The following is a 21,746-nucleotide window of genomic DNA, read 5'->3' on the forward strand; positions in this document are numbered from 1 at the left end:
GTCAACGCATGTCTAAATTTATGTTCGTTGTGCCGCCATTCTTTGGGCACATCAGTCCTACCCTTAGTGTAGGAGCCAGCTTGCTGGCAAAAGGCCATGAGGTAATATGGGTCGGGTTAAAGGAACTGGCAGCGGAACATATACCTGCCGGAGGGCAATTCATTGTTCCGCATGCAGAACTGGAAAAGCATCAACTAGCTATACAGACTATCCTGAAAATGCAGGATGACGGCCCGAACCTGTCGGGTGTTGAAACGCTGAAACTGGCGCTGGAGGGCACCTATGTTCCCTTTGCCCGTATCATGCTGCCGGGAGTATCCAGGATAGCCGACGAATTCGGACCGGATGTTATCATCAGTGATTGTATCACGTTCGCAGGCGCTATCTGTGCCCATCTGAAAGACATCCCCTGTGTAACTACTACACCCGTACCTCCCGACGTTACCGGCGATGCGATGCAATCGCCCAGGATCTTTGAATGGCAGCAAAGCCTCATCAAGAACCTGCAATACGAACTGGGCGTCTATACCGATGAATATGTGATCCACTCGCGGGATATGAATATCGTTTTCACATCGCAGGAATTTGCAGGCAGCAAAACACCATTGCCACACATGAAGTTTGTAGGTCCTGTAAAAGGCCGTCCGAATAACACACCTTTTGACTGGGAAAGACTTTCGCGTGCGATGTCACCGAAAGTGTTCGTTTCCCTGGGAACATTGCTGGTAGACATCCGAAAGGATTTCTTCCGTAAACTGATAGCTGCATTCGCTGATGAGCCTATTACTATTGTGGCGGCAACTGATCCTGCCATCTTTCCGCAATGGCCGGATAATTTCATTGTCCAGGGATTTGTACCGCAAACACAGCTAATGCCGCATATGAATGCGGTGATCTGTCACGGAGGTTTTAACACGGTGAATGATGCCTTTCTGAATGGCCTACCTATGCTGATCACACCGATCGCCTATGATCATTTTCATACGGCTTCGCTTATCGAGAATTCAGGCTGCGGTATCAAACTCAGATATAAGCGTTTACGTATCCCGGACCTCAAAGCTGCTATGTGGGAGGTACTGGACAATCCGCAATACCGGCAGGCAGCACAACACATTCGCGATACATTCATAGAGGCAGGAGGTAACGATAAAGCAGTAGCGCTATTGGAAACATTTGCACAGGAAAAGAAGAGCACTCTTTCTGTTTAACCAATCATTCGCTGTTATGAAACGCAAACTACTACTACCCGAAAGATTGATGCTGGGAGATGGCGCCACACCTTTCAACGGCATATTTGTGATCAGGATAAACGGTACGCTGACAGCAGAACATCTGTATAATGCATTGTCGAAAATACAAGCTAAACATCCGCTGTTAAGAGCCGGCATTGTGCAGGACAAGGCAGGTACACCTTATTTCACCATTCCAGAGGTGTATCATGCCATTCCACTGACCATAAAGGACCGTACAAGTGCGGACGACTGGCAACAGGAAACCAGGGCTGCCTGGGCGTCGGTATTTGATATACCTAATGGTCCGCTGATCAGGATGGTTTGGCTGAAAGGCAGCAGGCAATCGGAATTGCTGCTGGCTTTTCATCACTGCATGTGTGACGGAGGAGGCGGGTTAATGTTGGTGAAGGAGATACTGGCTGTGCTGGATGATCCTTCCTATGATATCGGTATTCATCCGACTTTCACAACCCTGCAGGACATTGTGCCGGCCAATGTACTAACAGGCACACGGCAGGTACTAAAGGCGCGGCTGAAGGGAGCATTCATACAGACTGTACTGGCAACGATAGCTACATTTATTTCCACCCGCAATAAGAAAACGGTAAGCAGGGAAGACGATTATCTTATACACTGGAAACTGGATACGCAGACCTCTGCAGCGTTGTTCCAGCATTGTACCACACATGCGGTGACCGTCAATACAGCATTGTGCGTATCCTTCCTCAGAGCGTTTAAACAGGTGCTCGGGGAAAGGGCGATGAACAAGATCACCTGCCCGGTAGACATCAGAAGGTTTATTCCTGAAATAAAGAAAGATGTGATCTTTTCCTTTGGCATGTCTCTGGAGCTCTCTGTCAATAATGTACCTGATCTTACATTCTGGGAAAGGGTGCAGTTATTACAGGCAGTAGCTACACAGAAGATGAAACAGATGAACCCTTATGACTTTATGCTACCTTTTGAATATGCGCATGGAGGCATTAAACATATGCGGAAGTTCCTTACCTACGGGAAACCGGTTTATGACCTGATGTTTTCCAATATGGGCAAACTGGATGTACCCGATAAATACCAATCCTTCGAAGTAGACACTATATTCAGTCCGACAGTAGTGGGGCCATTTGCCAATCCGACAACCATCATCACATCTACATATAAAGGCCAAATAGACTTTTCATTTGTATCCAATCATGCAGTACTGGACTACCAGGAAGCATTGGCCATTAAAGAACATGCAATGACCATATTACTGGAAGACTTGCATGTAGTCACGCCCACGCCGGCGTTATCATCAATTATTTAACCATTCTATGAACAGAAAATTAATACTGGGTGAAAGGATCATGTATGTAGATCCGGCAGCTACTGTTAACTGCATTTTTACGGCGAAGATACGTGGCGCCATCACCCTGGAAGGCCTGATACATGCCCTGGGCAAACTGCAACAGAAACATCCGCTGCTGGGCGTTGTGATCAGGGAAGATGAAAATAGCAGGCCTTATTTTGTATCAGATACCAAGATCCCTCCTATTCCCATACAAATGATAGAACGACAGGATGATAACCACTGGCAGCAGGTATCTGCAACCGAGTGGGAACATACATTCAATGTGCGTAAAGGCCCACTGGCGAGGGTTATATGGTTACGCTCAAACGATGTTTCTGAGCTGTTATTAGTACTGCCTCACTGTATCTGTGACGGGACCTCTATCCTCACCCTGATGCGTGAACTATTACAGGTGCTGGATAAACCGGAAACAGTATTAATCCCCTATCCTTCTTTCGAATCCATTCATGATTTCATTCCGGCATCATTATCCAGTTGGAAACTACAGCTGAAGCTATGGCTGCTGTCAAAGGTAGCAGTTCCCCTATTGGCGCTTCAAACACGAGGACAACTACCTGCACAGGGGAAACATTATATGGTACGCTGGAAGCTGGACCAGGCAGCAACGACAGCATTGATCAATGCCTGTAAGATAGAGAACGCATCCCCACATGCCGTTTTTTCCGTAGCCTTTATGGAGGCCCACCGCCATGTAATGGGAAATACCTCTCATCGTAAAGTGATCTGTCCCGTAGATATACGCCGGTTCATACCTGAAATAAAACAGGATCACCTGTTTGCCTTTGCTCCCATCGCAGAACTGAGTATCAGTAAAACAGAAGGGAGCTTCTGGGCGAAAGCGAGGCAGCTTAAAACGGACCTGATCACCGCAATAGATAAGATGGACGTACGAAAACAGCTATTGACGAGCGAGTATTTTCATTCAGCCGCTAATTGTATGGTCAGTTTCCTGAAAAAAACCGATGGTACACACGATGTCACCCTTTCCAATATGGGCAAGCTGGACATCCCTGAAAGGTATGATACATTCGAACTGGAAACCCTCTATAGCCCAAGTGCTGCATTTCCCTGGCGGAATGCTAATACCCTGGTGGTAAGTACGTTCAGAGGGCAGACAGACTTTTCGTTTATTTCCTGCGAGACTTTTTTGGAAGAAGCAAAAGCCAGGGCTATTGTGAAGAAGATGCAGGAATTACTCCCCATAAACCCTGTCCATGAACCAGCCCATCAATAGTATTCTGAAGAAGTTTACACAGCGGCAGGTACTGTTCTATTTCATTACCAATGTGATCATTAATGCACTGGTGCCCTATTTCGGCTTTGATGACCTGAATGCTGTATACATGTTCCGGGGAGAACACCCCATAGCGAGGTTCTTCCTGCCGATGTCCCTGTTGCTGCCGCTGTGTATAACTATTGATATATTAAATAAAACAACTGCACTGCTGGAAAAGGAACAGGTGTTCACTGTCCTTCCACCGAAGAAGATCAAGGTCCGTTTCATGCTAAAAACAGCGTTCCTGAACGCAATAATCACCCTGCTTCTGACGTTAGCCGCTATGCTGGGTATTCATGCCTGCTTACCCGAGAATTACAGCTTTAATGGTACGCTGCTGTCAATTCTCTCAGGAATACTGGCCGGAGGGATGGCCGTTTTCTTTACCCTTCAGCCGATCCATAAGGTAAAAAAGCTGTATCCGCACTAACAATCAGGAATATTACATAATTTAGTCATGGTAATTGCCTGATTGTTAACAGTCCAATTCCCATTACTAAAACGACCATGCATGAAACGCATCATTGCCATATTAGCATTCATTTTACCCCTTACGATACAGGCGCAAACAAAACTGGAAGATAAGCTTGCAGAAGACTTTTCTGATAAGTTAGCCAAGCGCTATGAGGTAAGAAATGATTCCCTCATTGTTTTTGTGACAGAACAGATGTCGAGAAGCGGCGCTGCCGGACTGGATATAGATAAAACGATGACAGAACTGAAAAAAGACCCTGCAGCACTTGATGCCGCGCTGAAGTTCATTTACCAGTTCAGTAATGGCAACAGACAACAATTTATTGGCCACCTGCGGGCAATGAACCTGCAAAGCAACAGTGTATTCCCACTGGCGACGTACACGGTAAATAAGTTCAAAGGAGAAACGAAAGAACTGCTGGAAGAAAAATCCAGCCTCTATACCACAGGCGCTATTCCGGCTACGTTGCCGCCATTGCAGATAGCACCGGCAGTAGCCCAGAACAATACAACGGAAAGCAATAGCAGCGCTTCTGAAACATCAGCTGCGAATCCGGCTACCACTGCTACGGGTATACCGGCAGAACCAGGCACTACGCCAGCCGCACCTGCAGCGCCAACATCTCCGGTGGCTGACGAATTCAATTGGGACGTAAGGCAGATCTTCAAACTGACTGACGTAAACCAGTTATATACAATGTATGGTAAGCAAAATGTAGAAGAACGTACCGCCCAGGATTTCCAGGGTAATGACGACGGTACGGCTTTCTATGTGTTCCCTGATACTGACAACGAGATGATCGTACAGTTCAATGGAGCCGGCGGTACCAGCGTTACTTTCACTAAAGAGAATTCCAAATGGAAACCTCCGTTCGGTATTAAGGTTGGCGACCCGCTGGATAAAGTTGTAAAGGTAAACGGCAGAGACTTCAGGATCAATGGGTTTGAGTGGGACAACGGCGGACAAGTGGCAGACTGGGAAGGTGGTGCTTTTGCCGGTAAAGGTGTGAATATCGCATTCAAAGCTAATAACTCCAGCGATCCTAAATTGTACGACCAGGTAACCGGCGACAAGAAAGTGAAGACTGACGCTTCTGCTATGAAAAAGCTGGGTGTTGTGGTGGAGAAAATTGCCTTCAAAAGCAATTGATCATACCAACAGTTTGTTGTCAACAGCATACTTGATCAGCATAGCGGTGTTTTTCACCTCCAGTTTGGCTAGTAATTTTTTCCGGTGACTGTTCACAGTATCTGCACTGATAAACAACTTTCCTGCGATCTCAGTATTTGTATTTCCTTCTGAAATCAGGCATAAAACTTCTTTTTCCCTTCTCGTAAGAGGAGGGAAATTTTTTTGTATGCCCTCCCGCTCACTTTTCATGGCCTGCTTGATGGCCGGGGATAGGTAGTTATCCCCAGTGTATACGGTATGTATAGCGCAGAGCAACTCGTCTTTGTCTGCTGTATTGACAATGTAACCGCTGGCGCCACAATGAAACAATTCAGAGATGAACTTTTCCTCCCTGAGGGCGCCCAGGATAAGCATAGACACATTCGGGTAGTACATTTTAATATTAGCACATAATTCGACGCTGTCTATATCCGGCAGGCAGGTATCCAGCATAATGATATCGACCGTGTTATGGAGGAGGAATTTAAGGCAGCCACAGCCACTCCGGGCATATCCAGCCAGTAATATGTCATGCTCGGGACCAAGAAGGGAATGCAGGCCTTCCAGGATCAACGGGTGGTTGTTTACGAAATACAGGCGGATCATGGGTTATCCAATTTAAGATGCCAATATGTGCTGTAGAGGGTTACATGCAATTCATGGCAGGTGATCGGCATTATATGTAATATAACGAAAATATCAACATAATAATATACACCGGTCCCATGCAGGATCAGTATCCTGATCGATGGCAGCCATTAGGGAAAGACCAATACCGGCTGCTCCTTCCAGGATACCGTAACTGTTTTCATAGGCATCTTTTCCGAAAAAACGGTAGCCTCCGGGGCCATCTTTGTGTGTATTCATCTGTAAGGTCTGTTGTAACCAATGCGTTGCTCCCTCTAATAAGACGGTATCTTTTGTATGCAGCCAGGCTCGCCTGTAAATATGCGCAATACCGGCACTACCATGACAAAGACAGGCGTCATGTATATGGCTGTTTTTTATATGCCGGTGTTCCAGCGTATGATGAAAGATCTGCAGCGCTTTCTCCTGATAGGTTTTATCCCCTAACCAGGTCCCTGCATTCAATAGCAGGATGGCAATTCCCAGATCGCCATAGCACCATCCAAGCCGGCTTTGTTTCCCGGTCAATGGTTTGCCCTCAACATCTACCAGTACGGGATATAATGCGGTCAATCCATCTTCCGGACTGTTCTCTGTAGAGAGTATCCAGGATATGCCTTTTCTGATGAGGTCATTGGTTTGTTCAACCGCAATGCCTTTGTGGTGGATCATTCCAAGTATAGATATAATGGCAGGAGCGCCATGCGCCAATCCCATATTGAAAGAAACTTCGCCGGGAGGTCTATCGGCCAGCCCGGTCAGGTGATCCTGCCAGGCGATACCATCTGGTGTTTTAATTGCTGTTAATGCCAGGTTTGATGCTACAGCTTCCAGGTATTCTTTAGCCTGTGGATGTGCGGCTCTTTCCAGGAAATATAGTGCAATGCCCAATCCTTCATGCAGAAAATCATGCCGCCCCTGTTGCAGGGCATCCAGCATGGCTGTACCCAGTACTTCATCTACTTCTTCAAAAATGTCTTGCATACCGTCTTCATTCACAAAGCCAGCTTTGCTGAGATGTTGAATATTCCAGACCATCCCGGCAATACCGCTGCAATGCGAGAATGGTAAAGCTGTTCCGGCAATATCGTGCACACTTCTTTCCAGCAGCTGGTGCACCTTCTGCAGGTATTTCTTTTTTCCTGTTAACTGATAGTAGTATGCAAAGAATAATGCAGCACCTGTATAACCGCCCAATAAACCGGGAGAAGCTGCTTCTGCTGTAAGATAGTCGAGTGAAAGACTGATTTCCTGTAAGATCTTTACCGCTCTTTTATCATCCATATTTCATCAGATACAAAAATCATGGTGCGACTAACAACCACAGCAAGCCGCACCATGATCAATTTAGAATCGGCAAGAGTCAACGCTGCAAATAGGCGCACCCTGGCTGATATCATCCGTACAAACTCTGAAGGAGAGGATTGTGGTAGTAGGCACTTGCGCTATACCGTTCGTATCCTGTTTTGTGCGGGTTAAACTGGCGATCTTGATCTTACCAAGGTCCAGCTTCTTCTCTGTTTTCTTTTTCATAAGAATGCGGTTTTAGATTTTGAATAAACTGCTGTACTTAGTGTCTGCCATTCTCAGGCGGAGGGCATCTGAAAAGACTGCAACCGGTGTAGGTAGGAGCATTTGCCTGTGGGTTCGATTCCTGTTTGGCTGTGCTCAGTTTGGCGATCTTTATCTTGCCAAGGTTCAGCTTTCTGCTTGACGCTTTTTTCATAGTTAACAACTGGTTTAAATATTAAGAAATGAATACTTGTCTTTAGCGGTCAGATTTCAACAGTGGGAAATGTGGGCACGGTTTTCATTACGTTTAAAAGATACGTTTAAAGATAAGGATAAAGCCTGCTTCCCCTCATCACTGGAAAGGGGGAATTTCTGACATTTTTTTCCAGTAAAAAAAATATCACCTTTTAAGGGGGGCTTCCGGTGTGTGTATAAAAGCTATCTTTTTACCTGTATTCACATGACTATGATAACCAATAAAGGCTTCTATCTGCTTAGAGCTCCATTGCTGCCGGTAGACTTTTTAACCCGCTTTTTACAGCTTCCATATGCTGCATTGGCTGACGAGATAAAACAGACATTTACCGATCCTTATCTGGCGGAAGCTATTTATATCGCATCACCGGAACTAAGCAATGAATTACGGAAATGGCAGAGAGGGCAGCTCACCGGAGAGAAGGACATTAACAAACTGGTTTTGTCACTGTTCAGATACCTGTTACGCATGAGTACCCGTTGTACCCCCTATGGTCTGTTTGCCGGTTGTGCAACCGGGGCATTTGACACATTCACCAATATCAATGTCGAAGATGTAATGGCTCACCGGAAATACTGCCGGCTGGATATGAACTATGTCGCCGAACTGGCAGAAAAGATAGCACTGATACCGGCTGTACGGGAGCAGTTACATTATTATCCGAATAACTCGTTATACCAAACGGGAGATACGTATCGTTATGCAGCATTCACCGTTAAAAATAAGTTCCGCTTATATGATCTTACTGCTGTCAACTATTCAAACTACCTGGAAGAGATATTAGAAAAGGCGGCTACTGGCGCTACTATCGGGGAGCTTTGTGCACATATGACAAGCGAGGAGATCACGGAAGATGAAGCCAGGGAATTCTTATCAGAACTGATAGACAGCCAAGTGCTTATCAGCGAGCTGGAACCGACCATTACAGGTGAAGAATTTTTCCATGTACTGACCAGGAAGCTAAAAGGGCTACAGCATACGGAAGGCATTCATGAGACTTTGTCTGCCATTAAGCAACTACTCAGCGTACCTACAGCTGGTATTGACAAGTACCTGCAAACACATCATCTTGTTAAACAATTACTGCCAGATACTAACAACAAAGACCTTGTACAGACAGATCTTTTCCTTTCTACCACGGCCAATACCATCAGCCAACAAACCATCTCGGAAATACAGGAACAGCTAACCAGCCTATGGAAACTGCCGGCACCAGACCGGACCAGTGATCTGCAAAACTTCAGTAAAAATTTCAGAGAGCGGTATGAAGAACAGGAAATTCCACTGGCCATTGCGCTGGATACGGAAGCCGGTATCGGGTATGGAGCTTATACCAGTCACTATGCTGCCTACGCGCCTTTACTGGACGATATCGTGATAAAGAGTGTAGCTACATCGGACAGCATTTCCTGGAATAAAATGCGGGACTTCCAGGTAAAACGATACCTGGAATGTATACAACAGCAACAAACGGAAATTGTATTGACTGATGCGGACATAGAAAGTCTTTCAACTATAGAGGGTATCCCTGTTCCTGACAGCTTTTATCTCATGGGAAGTATTGTCAGTGAGAGTGCACAGGCTGTAGACAATGGGAACTATCTGTTTGACTTTAGCTCCTGTGGCGGACCTTCAGCAGCCAATCTACTGGGCAGGTTCTGTCATGGCGATGACATACTCAAAGAGAAAGTACAGGAATGTCTCAAGGAAGAAGCACAGCACAATCCTGACATCATCTATGCAGAGATCATTCATTTACCTGAAGCCCGTACAGGGAACATCCTGCTACGACCACAATTAAGGGATTACGAGATTATATATCTGGGCAAGGGCAGTGTTGACGCAGATCATCAGCTACCTGTAACAGACCTGATGGTACTGGTAGAAAATAATACGATCATCCTCCGATCCCGGAAGTTTAATAAAAGGGTAATTCCCCGTTTAAGTACAGCACATAACTTCAGCATGGGTAGCCTTCCGATGTATAAGTTCCTCTGCGACCTTCAGTTTCAGGAACTGCATCATGCCACTGGCTGGCAATGGAACCTGCCAGTAACAGCACCTTTTCTGCCACGGGTCCGTTATAAGAAATTCGTGCTCCAGAAATGCACCTGGACGTTGCATAAAAAAGACTATCCCCTGCTTGTAAAACATGCAGGTGCACAGGATCATTTCCGCATATTTAAAGACATCAGAGCGGCTTTACGTTTGCCCCGGTATCTATCTATTACAGAAAGGGACAATGAGCTGTTTATTGACCTGGAAAACGAGTCCTGCGTGCATCTACTGGTGGCCACGCTGCTTAAAACAGAGGAGGTCACCTTACAGGAAGTATTGCAAGCACCGGGAAATTGCTGGGTAGCAGGACCTGCCGGACGTTTTACCAACGAATTGATCATTCCCTTTAAAAGTACAGTAGTCAAACAGGCAAAAACACTCGTTCCTATTAATATTACAACACTTCCACAACGGCACTTCCTGCCAGGTAGTGAATGGCTGTATGTAAAAATATATGCCGGCATCAATACAACGGAGAAAGTCCTTAGAACAGTGATCAAACCATTGGTGGAAGATCTTAACAGGAAGGGTATTATCGATAAGTGGTTCTTCATCCGGTATACCGATCCGGATGACCATATCAGGGTACGTTTCCATCATGCTAATAATAAAGACTTCTGGAAAACGGTGCTATCGGAACTTAATACGATCATTTCCCGGGAACTAGATCCCGGTCTGATTCATAAAATACAGACGGATACTTATATCAGGGAAATAGAACGGTATGGCGCTGATACTATTGAATGGAGTGAAAGTCTTTTCTGCTACGACAGCGAGGCGGTATTAGGCTGTATTGATCTGCTGGAAGGTGAAGAGGGAGAAAATTATCGCTGGCTGCTGACTTTGCGTGGAGTAGACATGCTATTACAGGATTTCGGTTATTCACTACAACAGAAATCCGCGTATCTGAAAAGATTACAACATCACTTCTTCCAGGAGTTTGGCGGAGGTCAGTCTTTACAGACCCAATTAAACAGTGGTTACCGGAAATATATGCGGCAGATCAGCACCTTCCTGGACGCCCGCCAGGACACAGAAAATGAAATAGAAGAAGCGATAGCCCTATTCGCAATAAGGTCATCCCACATCCGGCAAGCAATACAACATGCACCTGTTGAGCGATGGGATGACCTAATTGGCAGTTATATTCATATGTTCCTGAACCGGATGTTATTATCTAACCAACGGAAACAGGAACTGATCATCTATCATTTCCTGAACAAATATTATGAGTCGCAGGTCGCTATGCAAAAGCAGCAGCTTATTTAGCGGTATTCCAGAACAAATGCGTCAGCTGTGCAACAATGGCATCGCGGGTGGCTTCATCTGCTTTTGAATTACTTACAAAAACGGCGATCGCATAATGCTTGCCATTGGGCAGGGTGACAATTCCTACATCGTTTGTTGCCGCAGTAATACCGGCCGCACTGGTACCTGAAGTACCTGTTTTATGTGCCACGACTGCGTCTTTAGGCAATAAGCCTCTCATTCTGTTGGGACATGTGGTCGTTTCTCTCAGGACTTTCAGCAAAAAGTCGTTGCTGGTTTTAGAGAGATACCTGCCGGCATACACCTTCTGTAACAAACCAAGCATGGCTACCGGCGATGACCAGTTTGTATATTGTACATCCCATGCCTGCCCCATTTGCTTTTCTGTTGCTTTGATCGCGATGCTGTCGATACCAAGACCATGAATATACTTATTCACATATTCAGTGCCTCCCACTAAGCGGAACAGCAGATCACAGCCATTATTATCGCTCTGGGATACAGTATATGCCAGGATATCTCTCAGCTTCATATCTGTGCCTTCCGGGAATTTGTCACGGATAGGGCTCCAGGTCTTCGGCATTAAATCCTCTTTCCTGATATGGATAACCTCATCGAGGGCCAGCTTTCCCTTGTCTACCTGATCGAGTACAGCTATTGCCAGTGGAAACTTGAATACGCTCTGCATAGGAAAGCGGTCATTCCCGTTCAGGGTCATGGTATCTCCATCCTCCAGAGACAACATGGCCATACCAACATGTCCCTGTGCGGCTCCGGCTATCTCATAAACCTTATTTCTATCAATATTTTTTTGAGCAGTGCTTTGAAGAGTGAGCAGTAAAAAAGGCAGCGCAAGACTGCCGCATAAAATACGATGCTTCATTGGGTCAATACTATTTACTATCTGTGTCCTGTTTTGTGCGATCGTCCACCAATCGCTGCAACAAGATAGCGAAATCTTTATCATTGGGAGGCATTAGAAATGTCTTGTGATTGCCTTTGACAACATGTATATTGATCCCTTTCAATGCGTACGGTTTCCAACCCAGATAAACGGGATCATCCAGAAAATATAGCCTTGTATCTACGCGGAATAGATCTATTACGCAGGCATCGGAAGGTTGCATGTGATATTTGCGGTAGGCAGCTTCATATTTTTCATTGATCTTATCTTCCGCTGTCTCTGATTCTGCCGGGCCTTGCAATCCCATATATACGGCGAACTCGTTGTATTTGCGAATGAAGAAAGATTGTTGATAACGAAGTGTTTCCATAGGCTGCCGTGCGAGAGAACCTGTTATAAAAAGCAACTTGGGAAACTGGCGTTTTATTTTCGTAATATATTTAGGGAGACCGGTTTCAAAATACCCAACATTGTAGGCATAGGTGTCCAGCATCGCCAGTATCTTCACTCGCTTGCCCATCATTTGTAACTGCCGGCACATTTCAAAAGCAACAATGCCACCATATGAGTATCCGGCCAGGATATATTCATCTGTAAAGTCTTTCTTCAGTAACGCAGCAATATATTCTGCCGCCATATCCTCTATCGTTTCAAATGGCTCGTCCACCCCATTCAGCCCTCTTGGCTGAAAACCATATACCGGCTGATCAGGGTCCATGTTACGGGCAATGTTGTTGAACAGCAGCACATTCATATCGAGGCCATTGACGAAGAAAATGGGTGGTTTATTTCCTGTAGGTTTTACAGGTACCAGTAACTCCCATGAAATGGACTGGTCGTCCAGCTCCATCTGTTTAGAGAGCTTTTCAACAGTATTGGCAGTGAATAAACTAGCGAGCGGCAAACGTTTCCCGGTTTCTCTTTCGAGCCTCGCCATGATTTGCATAGCGATAATGGAAGTACCTCCCAGTTCAAAAAAGTCGTCTCTGATACCCACCTGGTCCACATGCAACAGATCACTCCAGATACCTGCAATGAGCCTTTCCTGTTCTGTACGAGGAGCGGTGTATATTCTATTAGCCTTTTCCATTTCCTGCCTCATCGCCTCCAATGCATTCCGGTCTACCTTACCGTTAGGCGACAAGGGGAAGCCAGGCAGTGTCACAAAATTGCTGGGCACCATGTATTCAGGCAAGGTTTTTCTTAATGCCTGTAGCCATTCTGCGAAGTGTGCGGTATAACCTTGTTCGAGGACAATATATGCTACCAGTCGTTCATCTTTAGGCAGGACAACTACATCCTTTACTCCCTTTTGTTTACTCAGGGTATGTTCAATTTCCCCCAGTTCAATCCTGTACCCCCGGATCTTTACCTGATGATCTATTCTGCCCAGGCACTGGATCTCTCCTCCCCCGACAATTCTGCCGAGATCTCCTGTTTTATACATTCGCGCTCCAGGCATGTCAGAGAAAGGATCGTCCATAAACAACTGCTCGTTTAGTTCGGGCCTGTTCATATACCCCTTACCTACTCCTACGCCGCCCATGAAGATCTCTCCTACTGTGCCATCAGGCACCGGTCTTAGCTGATTATCCAGGATATAGGCGAACATATTATTGATAGGGCGCCCAACAGTGATGATTTCGTCATCCGCATGTATCCGCTTATATGTAGACCATACAGTAGTTTCTGTGGGACCGTACATATTCCATAAGGAGTCGCACTTCTCCAATAATCTTTCCGCCAGTTTCTTGGACAAGGCCTCACCGCCGATCAAAGCTTTTATAGGTAATCTTCCACTCCAGGATTCCAGCATCATCCTCCAGGTAGCTGGAGTTGCCTGCATCACTGTTACGCCCTGTTGTTTGACGATCTCCATCAGCAACCGGGTGTCCTTCGATGTTGCAGCATCTGTTAATACAACTTCGGCTCCGGTTATTAAGGGAAGGTATAGTTCGAGACCAGAAATATCGAAAGAAATTGTCGTAAGTGCCAATACCCTGTCACTCTCATCCAGGCCGGGTTCTTGTTGCATTTCTATAAGGAAATTCATCAATCCACGTTGTGTGATCTGTGCACCTTTTGGCCTTCCAGTAGATCCGGATGTGAATAACACATAAACAACGTCATCCATATTGGTAGTTATGACCGGAGGCTCCACGGAATATAATGGCGACTGCCGGCGCAGGTCTTCCAACAGGATCACCTTTCCTTTAGCCTGAAATCTATTGCCGTATTTTTCTTCGGTGATCAGAAAACCAGCCTCCGTATCTTCCAACATGAATTCAATTCTCGCCTGGGGATATTCGGGATCTAGTGGCACATAGGCAGCACCAGACTTGACAATAGCCAACATAATGATCACCATTTCGGGAGAGCGGTCAACTGCAAGACCGACAATGCAGCCACGTTTAACGCCATATTCTGCAAGTAGCCTTGCATATTGGTTAGCAGAATTATTTAAATTAAAATAAGTCAACACATCATCTCTGAAGCGTAGCGCGATCTTATCGGGGTACTGTAACGCTTTTTCATGGATGAGTTCCGGTAAAGAACGTAACTCGAATGGGCTTGAATTGCGATAGTCCGATGTAAGCGTGGAATCCCGTGTATTCTCATGTCTCTCTGACATAGTCCTTCATATATGGTCCTGATTATATATTTCTAACAAGCAAAAACCGGAATTAGTTCGGCCTTATCAAATAATCCCATCTATAGCTGATCTGTCCGTAGCAGGTATACTTTCCCCAAAAGTATCAGTGGATACTGACTGTCACGGTAATTGTACTGCCAATAATAACCTAAATTTAAATAGAAAAAATGATGGATGAATTGATGAGTTGCTTTTCTTCCGAGGGAGTCCATTTATTCACATATGTGAATGGTCAGGGAAACAGACTGTCGTTACTTTACATTGTGCATGGGACGTAGAGGTCCGGCACTTTTACACAAAAAAAACTAAACATCATGAACGACTTATTAAAACTTGTAATAGATGCCCATGGCGGATTGTCAAATTGGGAACGCTTTGAGACCATTTCGGCACATCTTAAAAATGGCGGTGTTACCTGGCCTATGAAAGGCCACCCGGAAGTGATGAATGAAATTGATGTAACCGTCAATCTTAAAAAGCAATGGGCATCACATTATCCTTTTGTCCAGAAAGGCTGGCACACGGTTTTCCGCGGAAACTATGTAGCCATTGAAAATGTAAATGGCGAAGTTGTGGAAGAACTGTCTGCCCCTCGCGACTCCTTCAATGGACACAACCTGGAGACACCCTGGAGCAGGTTGCAACTGGTCTACTTTATCGGCTATGCCATGTGGACTTATTTTAATGCTCCTTTCAACTTTGCTTCACCTGATTATGAAGTAACAGAACTTGAACCGTGGGAAGAGAATGGAGAAACCTGGCGCAGGTTAAGAGTGAAGTTTCCTGAAGGTGTAGCCAGCCACGGCGCGGTGCAGACATTTTATGTCGGCGCAGATGGTCTGATCAGAAGGCATGACTACGACGTTGACGTTTTGGGAGGTGCAGGCGCGGCTCATTATCTATCAGATTACGTGGATGTTTCCGGTATCAAGGTTGCCACCAAAAGGCGTGTATATGCAAGGCTTGAAAACAATATGCCTTTAACGCCAGAGCCTTTGCTGGTTTCCATTGACCTGAGCGATATTAAGTTCAGTTAGCCTTTTGTTGTAAGACCTACTATTCAACCTGGAAGTGTTATACATCTCCATGCTGAATAGTATTGGCCATGCGTTCTAATCCTGCCTAAAGATTGCGGAGCAATGCCCAGGTAAGAGGCGATATGATAGTTGGAGAACATCTGTATCAGATGCGGCTCTTCCTCCAACAGCTTATGAGATCGTTGTGTAGCATCCATCATCAGCATGGTAAATACCCTGTCATAAGTATAGATGAAAGCCTTTTCATTAAGCTTACGTATCCACCGTTCAAAGACCGCAGAATGCTCTATCAGGAACTCGTTCTGTTCTCTGGTGATCTTTATGGCCTGTACATCTGTTAATGTTTCTATATGAAAACAAAGTTTGAGACTATCAAACACTTCAGGCGAAATGTGATTACCCGATGCAGGATTATTGCAGCAATAATTAGTAATTTACATAATATAACCAGCCCGTTGTCCCTGGAAAATGTTCAACCCAGCACACTCATTTTTATATACATTTTCAAACCATTCATTTATGAAAAAACTTTTACTCAATTTGTTAGCCATCGTATTTGCATGTACCTCTCTAAGGGGGGCATCTAACACGGCAGATACCACATTACCCTGCGTATCTGCCTATGAGCCTAACAACACAGACGAAACAGCCGCATTGATACCGACGAATACGGACATTCAAGGCGCGATATACCCTTCGGGCGATAATGATACTTATCAGATAAATGCCCCGGCTAATTCGGCGATACATATCACCCTACATAATCCAGCCGCCAACACATATCTGGGAATTTACAACGACGCCACCGGAGAATATGACTGGTCGCTTGATCCAGCCGTCGACGTCGTTCTCAATTTTAACACCGTCGGAGGAAGATGTTATATCTATGTAGGCGCTTATGGAGAACCTTCGGAAACCTGTTATACACTTAATGTTGGATTGGCAATTCCCCCACTCTGCCTAGACACTTTTGAGTACAACGATATATTGGATTCTGCAAAGACTATTGCTATCGGACAAACAGTCGCAGGCAGGATCTCAGATTACGTTGACAGAGATTACTTTAAATTTACGATCGACACGCCGTCTACCATCAGTGCGTATATGACGAATGTTGTTTCAGAACATCTGCAATTCGACATTAAAAATGCTAATGGTATACCTCTCCGTTCAGGTGTATATGATGCAACCAATAAAACCAAACATCTTTTCCAGTACGGAGCACCTGCAGGTACTTACTACATTGAAACCAGCAGTCAGGGACTTGCCATCAGTCCCGAATGCTATCAGCTGACGGTGAACACCCAGCCATCACAGGAATGCGCAGATTGGTATGAGCCTAATAATAACGACATTGAAGCTCCCGAAATACCAATTAATACTGACATCATTTCAAAACTACAGGATCCGGACTTCTATCTGTTCTATGTCCCTTCAGGTGCATATTACTGTGAAGTAAGAGCAGACGGTCTCTGGCCTGATTGCCGGGTAATCGTGACAGATCCCTTCCTTGCTGACGTTGGATTTGACCATGTAGAATACAATGAAGACTATGGTTCTGTAGAAATATTCAATGGAGGAGGTAACTACTATCTCGTAGAAGTCAATCCTTACACAGGTGGGACCTCATCCGATAAGTGTTATAAGCTGAGAATAAATGTACCCGGGGCCGCCGCTCGAAAAGGAGCGCCCACAAACAGAAATGAAGCTATCACACCAGTTAAGTTATATCCGGTACCAACGACAGGTAAAGTCTTTATGGAGATTAACACCAAAGGCGAAAACGAAAAATATATCACCATATCTGACCTCAACGGCCGTGTTCTCTCAAGGCAGAAGTATGGCGTTGTGAATGGCCTCAATAAACTGGAAATCAACCTTCCATCAACGCTTACCAATGGTGTGTATATTATCTCTGATGGCAAACAATCCAAGAAGATCCTGGTGAGACGCTGATCTTCTGAAACGATGCTGGCTGGTATTAACAACATAAATAGACATCATTAGTTATGAGGAGGGCTGAGAAACCATTTTAATGAAGTTCCTCTCAGTCCTCCGATACTAATGATCGTACTCATCTTTTTGGGGGATCGGTATATAGTTAAAGATTCGCTGATAGGCTGATAGGCACATAGTCTAGATAATCATATAATGACCATGTCCCTTTGGTATGCTTATTTGGACGATTTACTTCCCAATACAAAACTTACTGAAAATAAAATCCAGCTGATCTTCATTAGTAATCTGTCCTGTGATCTCTCCAAGATAATGCAGGCATCTTCTGATGTCCAGCGACAGCAGATCTCCAGGCAACTGACTATCTAATCCGAACCTTACATCCTGTAGTGCTTTCAGTACTTCCTGTAATGCAGCATAGTGACGTGCATTGGTCACAATGGTATCTTCTGTATTGATATCGCCACTCATTACTTTGTGCACGAGACGATCTTTCAATTCCTGAATATGTTCATGTTGTTTAGCAGATATGAACAGGATATCTTGTATCTCAGCAAACTTATTTTGAATAACAGGAAGGCCTGCAATATCCGTCTTATTACCGATCAGCAGATAGTTCACCCTCTCCTGTTCAAACGTGCCCACCTGTGCTTTCAGATCTGCCAGTGAAGTCTCATTTACATCAAATAGATAAAGTACAACTCCCGCTTCCCTGATCTTTTCCATTGTCTTTTGTACGCCAATACTTTCAATGACATCTGCGCTTTCACGGATACCCGCAGTATCGATAAGGCGGAAGATGACACCTTGTATATTCAGGACCTCCTCTATGGTATCACGGGTTGTACCTGCAATGTCGCTTACAATGGCCCTATTTTCATTTAAAAGCGTATTTAATAATGTAGACTTACCCGCATTAGGTTTGCCTACAATGGCAGTATTAACACCATTTTTGATCACGTTTCCCATGCGGAAAGAATCTACCAGATGTTTTACCACCTCTGTTGCTTCATTGATCAAGCGATAGAACTGGGTACGATCAGCAAATTCAACGTCTTCCTGGCTGAAGTCGAGTTCCAGTTCAATCAGTGCTGAAAAGCTGATCAGCTGTTCGCGCAGCGCGTATAACTCCTTCGAAAAGCCACCTCTCATCTGTTGCATAGCCGTCTGATGACTTGCTGCGGAGTTGCTTGCTATAAGATCAGCCACTGACTCCGCCTGTGTAAGATCCAGTTTGCCGTTGAGGAATGCACGCATGGTATATTCTCCCGGTTTCGCCATTCTGGCGCCGGTATGGATACAGGCGTCAATGATCTGTTGCTGAATATAGGGTGATCCATGGCAGGAGATCTCAATGATATCCTCCCCTGTGTAAGAACGGGGGGCCTTATAGAGGCTAACTACCACTTCATCGATGGTCCGTCCGTTTTCCACAATAGGGCCGAAATGAAGGGTATGTCCGGCTTGTTGGTGAAGGTCTTTTGCGGGGAATAATTTATTACAGATATCAATGGCCTTTGTGCCATTCAGACGGATCACTGCAATCGCTCCTATTCCTGGTGCTGTAGCTAGTGCTACAATTGTATCATCGTATCCTGTAAGATTATTCCCTAGCATAACATTTCAAATTCAGGCAGCAATATACCAATAAATAAAAAATCCCAGTTCCGGCGGAACCGGGACTGGGATTTTAGATAAAATATCCTTTAGTCTGCTACTCTTGTAAAGTAAAGCGGATTGGCAGGTTGAACTGTACAGACACCTGACGGCCGTTCTGTTTACCAGCTTTCCATTTAGGCATTATTTTTACCACACGGATCGCTTCTTCTTCCAGACCACCACCTTTTGCAGCACCAACAGTTTTTACATCTTTGATGTTACCTTCAGAGTCTACTACGAACTGTACGAACACAGTACCTGAGATCGCATTTTCCTGCGCAACGCGAGGATAATGGATGTTTTTGCTCAGGAACTTAGCCAGCGCTTCTTCACCACCAGGGAAGGTAGGCGGCTGTTCCACGAATGTAAAGATCTCTTCTTTTGGAGGAGGAGGAGGAGCTTCTACCACACCTGTACCTTTACTGTCTTCCAATAATCCTGGGTCGATACCGTTAGGATCACCTTCTACAGTTTTAGTACTGATCGCCTTATTCTCAATTTCCTTGATCTTAGGCGGAACTTCATCTTCCGGAACTTCTTCATCCTTCTTGATTACAGGAGGAGTGAATTGCACCGAAGGTTTCACCGGTGGTGGCGGAGCAGGTGGAGGTGGAGGCGGAGGTGGAGTTTTCGGATCATCCGGAATCTTCACGTCCTCCATCTTGATCTGCTCTATAACAGGCTGCTTGTTAGGGTTTTCCCTTTCAATTTTGAGTATGTAGTTATTAATTGCATAACCTCCGATAACAAGCAGCATCAGTGCAGCACTACCTATTACGGCATTGCGTACCCTTTTGTCGTACTGTCGTCTGAGATCATAAGCCCCATATTCTTTATTCCTGTTCTCAAACAGGATATCCAGAAAATCGGACTTTAAGATTTTAGCGGTATCCATTGTTTAATTTTTAAGGATGGATGCAAATTAGTGTCGATTACTTGGAGCCTCCAGCGTTAGCAGCTTCAGTTTGACGGATCCAGGTTTTATCCTGATCGCTGATATCAACTGTTGCGTAACGTTGAATACGGTTTATAGCCATTTCGTCCAGAATGTCTACGAAATCCTTGTATGTAGCTTCGTCATCAGCTTTAATGATTACAACCACATCTTCAGGTTCGCCTTTTGCATTTCTCGCTTTAGCAACCTCATCCCGCTTTTTAATAATTACGTCTCTGATGCCTCCTTTGTTAGCAAAGGATGTTGCCTTGAAGAAGTCAGGGTTGGCTGATGCATTCGGGTCTTGCGCCAAACCTTCGTAATAATATACCCGGTCTTTTTTGCCAAGCAGTATAGTGAGGGCAGTACTTTCTTTTACTTTATTCTGCTCTTTCTCATCCTTAGTATCCTTCGGCATGATCAAGTCCATAGTTTTAGGCTTGCTCATAGTCGTAGTCAACATGAAGAACGTGATCAGCAGAAATCCAAGATCCACCATCGGAGTCATGTCTACGCGTGTAGACTGCTTCTTTGATTTCGTACCCTGGTGTTTGCCTTTCCCGCCACTACTGCTGGTATCCATTTCTGCCATAGTAGCTCTTTTTTTAAGTTTTCAATAGCAACTCAACGCCGCAGCGCTGCCTGCTGTTTACTTTTAAATTGCTTTATTCCTCATCACGGGCTAAAGCTGCTGCTGTTCCTGGCGGAGGTGCCTCCAGATTTGTTACCAGGTTCAGTTTCTGAATCTTTTTTTCCTTGAAGGTATCCAGGATATCCTTGATTTTAGGATAGGGAGTACCATTGTCGGCTTTCACGCAGTACTGCAGTCTTGGATTTCCACCCTGTGCAGACCTTGCATACTCGATCCAAACAGCTACTTCATTATTAGCGGAGTCAGTTGGAATACCTACTTCCAGACCTGCTTTCTTACGCTCTTCCGGTTTCATGGAAAGGTAAGTTTTCAGGTTTTTCAGTTCGGTACCTACGCTGGCGCCAATAGTGAAATTGTTCATTTCCTTGTCGGTCAGATTGAGCTTGTACTGTGAGTTCAGGTCCTGGATCAGTTTCTGCCTTTTAGGCTGACCGTCCATGCTGAAGAACACTCTGCCATCCTTATCAACTGTCAGCATGATTACATCAGAATCCGGCAGCAGTTTAGTATTGATAGAAGACGGAGTAACTACAGTTACCGGCTCATCCGGTTTAAATTTAGTTGCCAACATGAAGAAAGTGAGCAGCAAGAAAGCCACGTCACACATCGCCGTCATATCGACCAGCGTGCTCTTCCTGGGCATTTTAACTTTAGGCATCTTTACTCCTTTTATGGTTTACTTTATATAGATTCAAAACCGCACATTTTCCATACAAATAATTAAA

At 45.0% G+C, this 21,746-nt stretch carries 19 protein-coding genes; 8 read left to right on the forward strand and 11 right to left on the reverse strand.

Annotation, left to right across the window (positions count from 1 at the left end):
* The first annotated feature begins 8 nt into the window (after positions 1–8).
* The 5 genes from C7475_RS32025 to C7475_RS32045 all read left to right on the forward strand — a co-directional run bounded on the left by C7475_RS32025 (position 9) and on the right by C7475_RS32045 (position 5,483).
* Positions 9–1,208 (forward strand): glycosyltransferase, encoded by a 1,200-nt coding sequence (locus C7475_RS32025; protein ID WP_110057522.1) that lies wholly within the window; start codon positions 9–11, stop codon positions 1,206–1,208.
* A 16-nt stretch (positions 1,209–1,224) separates the two neighbouring features.
* Entirely contained in the window at positions 1,225–2,538 is a 1,314-nt protein-coding gene (locus C7475_RS32030) for a condensation domain-containing protein (RefSeq protein ID WP_110057523.1), read from the forward strand.
* 7 nt (positions 2,539–2,545) lie between these two features.
* Positions 2,546–3,817, forward strand: coding sequence for a condensation domain-containing protein (locus C7475_RS32035; RefSeq protein WP_110057524.1), 1,272 nt, complete (start codon positions 2,546–2,548; stop codon positions 3,815–3,817).
* Entirely contained in the window at positions 3,798–4,289 is a 492-nt protein-coding gene (locus C7475_RS32040; protein WP_110057525.1) for a hypothetical protein, read from the forward strand. The genes C7475_RS32035 and C7475_RS32040 overlap by 20 nt, the downstream gene beginning before the upstream one ends.
* A gap of 81 nt (positions 4,290–4,370) precedes the next feature.
* Complete coding sequence (locus tag C7475_RS32045; protein WP_110057526.1) at positions 4,371–5,483, forward strand: hypothetical protein; 1,113 nt, start codon at positions 4,371–4,373, stop codon at positions 5,481–5,483.
* Here C7475_RS32045 and C7475_RS32050 read toward each other — a convergent pair whose 3' ends face one another.
* The 4 genes from C7475_RS32050 to C7475_RS33100 all read right to left on the reverse strand — a co-directional run bounded on the left by C7475_RS32050 (position 5,484) and on the right by C7475_RS33100 (position 7,857).
* Positions 5,484–6,110: a response regulator transcription factor gene (locus C7475_RS32050; RefSeq protein WP_110057527.1), complete on the reverse strand. Its 627-nt coding sequence runs from the start codon at positions 6,108–6,110 to the stop codon at positions 5,484–5,486.
* A gap of 93 nt (positions 6,111–6,203) precedes the next feature.
* Positions 6,204–7,415: a lanthionine synthetase C family protein gene (locus C7475_RS32055; RefSeq protein ID WP_110057528.1), complete on the reverse strand. Its 1,212-nt coding sequence runs from the start codon at positions 7,413–7,415 to the stop codon at positions 6,204–6,206.
* 63 nt (positions 7,416–7,478) lie between these two features.
* Positions 7,479–7,664 carry a hypothetical protein gene (locus C7475_RS32060; protein ID WP_110057529.1) on the reverse strand — a complete coding sequence of 62 codons (186 nt, stop codon included), beginning with the start codon at positions 7,662–7,664 and terminating at the stop codon, positions 7,479–7,481.
* Positions 7,665–7,701: 37 nt separating this feature from the next.
* Positions 7,702–7,857, reverse strand: a complete 156-nt coding sequence (locus tag C7475_RS33100) for a hypothetical protein (RefSeq protein ID WP_158286670.1) — start codon at positions 7,855–7,857, stop codon at positions 7,702–7,704.
* Positions 7,858–8,103: 246 nt separating this feature from the next.
* Between C7475_RS33100 and C7475_RS32065 the strand changes: the two genes are divergently transcribed.
* Positions 8,104–11,226: a lantibiotic dehydratase gene (locus tag C7475_RS32065; RefSeq protein ID WP_110057530.1), complete on the forward strand. Its 3,123-nt coding sequence runs from the start codon at positions 8,104–8,106 to the stop codon at positions 11,224–11,226.
* On the opposite strand, the gene bla is transcribed toward C7475_RS32065, so the two are convergent.
* A complete protein-coding gene (gene bla / locus C7475_RS32070) occupies positions 11,219–12,109 on the reverse strand; it encodes a class A beta-lactamase, subclass A2 (RefSeq protein ID WP_110057531.1) in 891 nt (296 codons plus the stop codon). The genes C7475_RS32065 and bla overlap by 8 nt on opposite strands.
* 10 nt (positions 12,110–12,119) lie before the next feature.
* On the reverse strand, positions 12,120–14,762 hold the full coding sequence (locus C7475_RS32075; protein WP_110057532.1) for an amino acid adenylation domain-containing protein: 2,643 nt from the start codon (positions 14,760–14,762) through the stop codon (positions 12,120–12,122).
* A 335-nt stretch (positions 14,763–15,097) separates the two neighbouring features.
* Between C7475_RS32075 and C7475_RS32080 the strand changes: the two genes are divergently transcribed.
* The gene (locus C7475_RS32080) at positions 15,098–15,820 is read left to right on the forward strand and encodes a hypothetical protein (RefSeq protein WP_110057533.1); all 723 of its coding nucleotides are present in this window, start codon (positions 15,098–15,100) and stop codon (positions 15,818–15,820) included.
* A 23-nt stretch (positions 15,821–15,843) separates the two neighbouring features.
* Here the strand turns inward: C7475_RS32080 and C7475_RS32085 are convergent, their stop codons facing one another.
* Complete coding sequence (locus C7475_RS32085) at positions 15,844–16,200, reverse strand: Crp/Fnr family transcriptional regulator (RefSeq protein ID WP_110057534.1); 357 nt, start codon at positions 16,198–16,200, stop codon at positions 15,844–15,846.
* 139 nt (positions 16,201–16,339) lie between these two features.
* On the opposite strand from C7475_RS32085, the gene C7475_RS32090 reads away from it, so the two are divergent.
* A complete protein-coding gene (locus C7475_RS32090; protein WP_158286671.1) occupies positions 16,340–17,776 on the forward strand; it encodes a T9SS type A sorting domain-containing protein in 1,437 nt (478 codons plus the stop codon).
* Between the two features lie 231 nt (positions 17,777–18,007).
* Here C7475_RS32090 and mnmE read toward each other — a convergent pair whose 3' ends face one another.
* From mnmE to C7475_RS32110, 4 genes are all read right to left on the reverse strand, one after another.
* Positions 18,008–19,393 carry a tRNA uridine-5-carboxymethylaminomethyl(34) synthesis GTPase MnmE gene (mnmE, locus tag C7475_RS32095; RefSeq protein WP_110057536.1) on the reverse strand — a complete coding sequence of 462 codons (1,386 nt, stop codon included), beginning with the start codon at positions 19,391–19,393 and terminating at the stop codon, positions 18,008–18,010.
* A 97-nt stretch (positions 19,394–19,490) separates the two neighbouring features.
* On the reverse strand, positions 19,491–20,330 hold the full coding sequence (locus tag C7475_RS32100; RefSeq protein ID WP_110057537.1) for an energy transducer TonB: 840 nt from the start codon (positions 20,328–20,330) through the stop codon (positions 19,491–19,493).
* A gap of 37 nt (positions 20,331–20,367) precedes the next feature.
* Positions 20,368–20,961, reverse strand: a complete 594-nt coding sequence (locus C7475_RS32105; protein ID WP_110057538.1) for a biopolymer transporter ExbD — start codon at positions 20,959–20,961, stop codon at positions 20,368–20,370.
* A 73-nt stretch (positions 20,962–21,034) separates the two neighbouring features.
* Complete coding sequence (locus C7475_RS32110) at positions 21,035–21,679, reverse strand: biopolymer transporter ExbD (protein ID WP_110057539.1); 645 nt, start codon at positions 21,677–21,679, stop codon at positions 21,035–21,037.
* Between the last annotated feature and the right edge of the window lie 67 nt (positions 21,680–21,746).

The organism is Chitinophaga sp. S165 (genome assembly GCF_003182155.1).
Lineage (GTDB): Bacteria > Bacteroidota > Bacteroidia > Chitinophagales > Chitinophagaceae > Chitinophaga.

Excerpts from the sequence above, each read along its gene's own strand:
- C7475_RS32025 (WP_110057522.1), top strand. The coding sequence starts at position 9 with ATGTCTAAATTTATGTTCGTTGTGCCGCCATTCTTTGGGCACATCAGT.
- C7475_RS32030 (WP_110057523.1), top strand. The coding sequence starts at position 1,225 with ATGAAACGCAAACTACTACTACCCGAAAGATTGATGCTGGGAGATGGC.
- C7475_RS32035 (WP_110057524.1), top strand. The coding sequence starts at position 2,546 with ATGAACAGAAAATTAATACTGGGTGAAAGGATCATGTATGTAGATCCG.
- C7475_RS32040 (WP_110057525.1), top strand. The coding sequence starts at position 3,798 with ATGAACCAGCCCATCAATAGTATTCTGAAGAAGTTTACACAGCGGCAG.
- C7475_RS32045 (WP_110057526.1), top strand. The coding sequence starts at position 4,371 with ATGAAACGCATCATTGCCATATTAGCATTCATTTTACCCCTTACGATA.
- C7475_RS32050 (WP_110057527.1), bottom strand. The coding sequence starts at position 6,110 with ATGATCCGCCTGTATTTCGTAAACAACCACCCGTTGATCCTGGAAGGC.
- C7475_RS32055 (WP_110057528.1), bottom strand. The coding sequence starts at position 7,415 with ATGGATGATAAAAGAGCGGTAAAGATCTTACAGGAAATCAGTCTTTCA.
- C7475_RS32060 (WP_110057529.1), bottom strand. The coding sequence starts at position 7,664 with ATGAAAAAGAAAACAGAGAAGAAGCTGGACCTTGGTAAGATCAAGATC.
- C7475_RS33100 (WP_158286670.1), bottom strand. The coding sequence starts at position 7,857 with ATGAAAAAAGCGTCAAGCAGAAAGCTGAACCTTGGCAAGATAAAGATC.
- C7475_RS32065 (WP_110057530.1), top strand. The coding sequence starts at position 8,104 with ATGACTATGATAACCAATAAAGGCTTCTATCTGCTTAGAGCTCCATTG.
- bla (WP_110057531.1), bottom strand. The coding sequence starts at position 12,109 with ATGAAGCATCGTATTTTATGCGGCAGTCTTGCGCTGCCTTTTTTACTG.
- C7475_RS32075 (WP_110057532.1), bottom strand. The coding sequence starts at position 14,762 with ATGTCAGAGAGACATGAGAATACACGGGATTCCACGCTTACATCGGAC.
- C7475_RS32080 (WP_110057533.1), top strand. The coding sequence starts at position 15,098 with ATGAACGACTTATTAAAACTTGTAATAGATGCCCATGGCGGATTGTCA.
- C7475_RS32090 (WP_158286671.1), top strand. The coding sequence starts at position 16,340 with ATGAAAAAACTTTTACTCAATTTGTTAGCCATCGTATTTGCATGTACC.
- mnmE (WP_110057536.1), bottom strand. The coding sequence starts at position 19,393 with ATGCTAGGGAATAATCTTACAGGATACGATGATACAATTGTAGCACTA.
- C7475_RS32100 (WP_110057537.1), bottom strand. The coding sequence starts at position 20,330 with ATGGATACCGCTAAAATCTTAAAGTCCGATTTTCTGGATATCCTGTTT.
- C7475_RS32105 (WP_110057538.1), bottom strand. The coding sequence starts at position 20,961 with ATGGCAGAAATGGATACCAGCAGTAGTGGCGGGAAAGGCAAACACCAG.
- C7475_RS32110 (WP_110057539.1), bottom strand. The coding sequence starts at position 21,679 with ATGCCTAAAGTTAAAATGCCCAGGAAGAGCACGCTGGTCGATATGACG.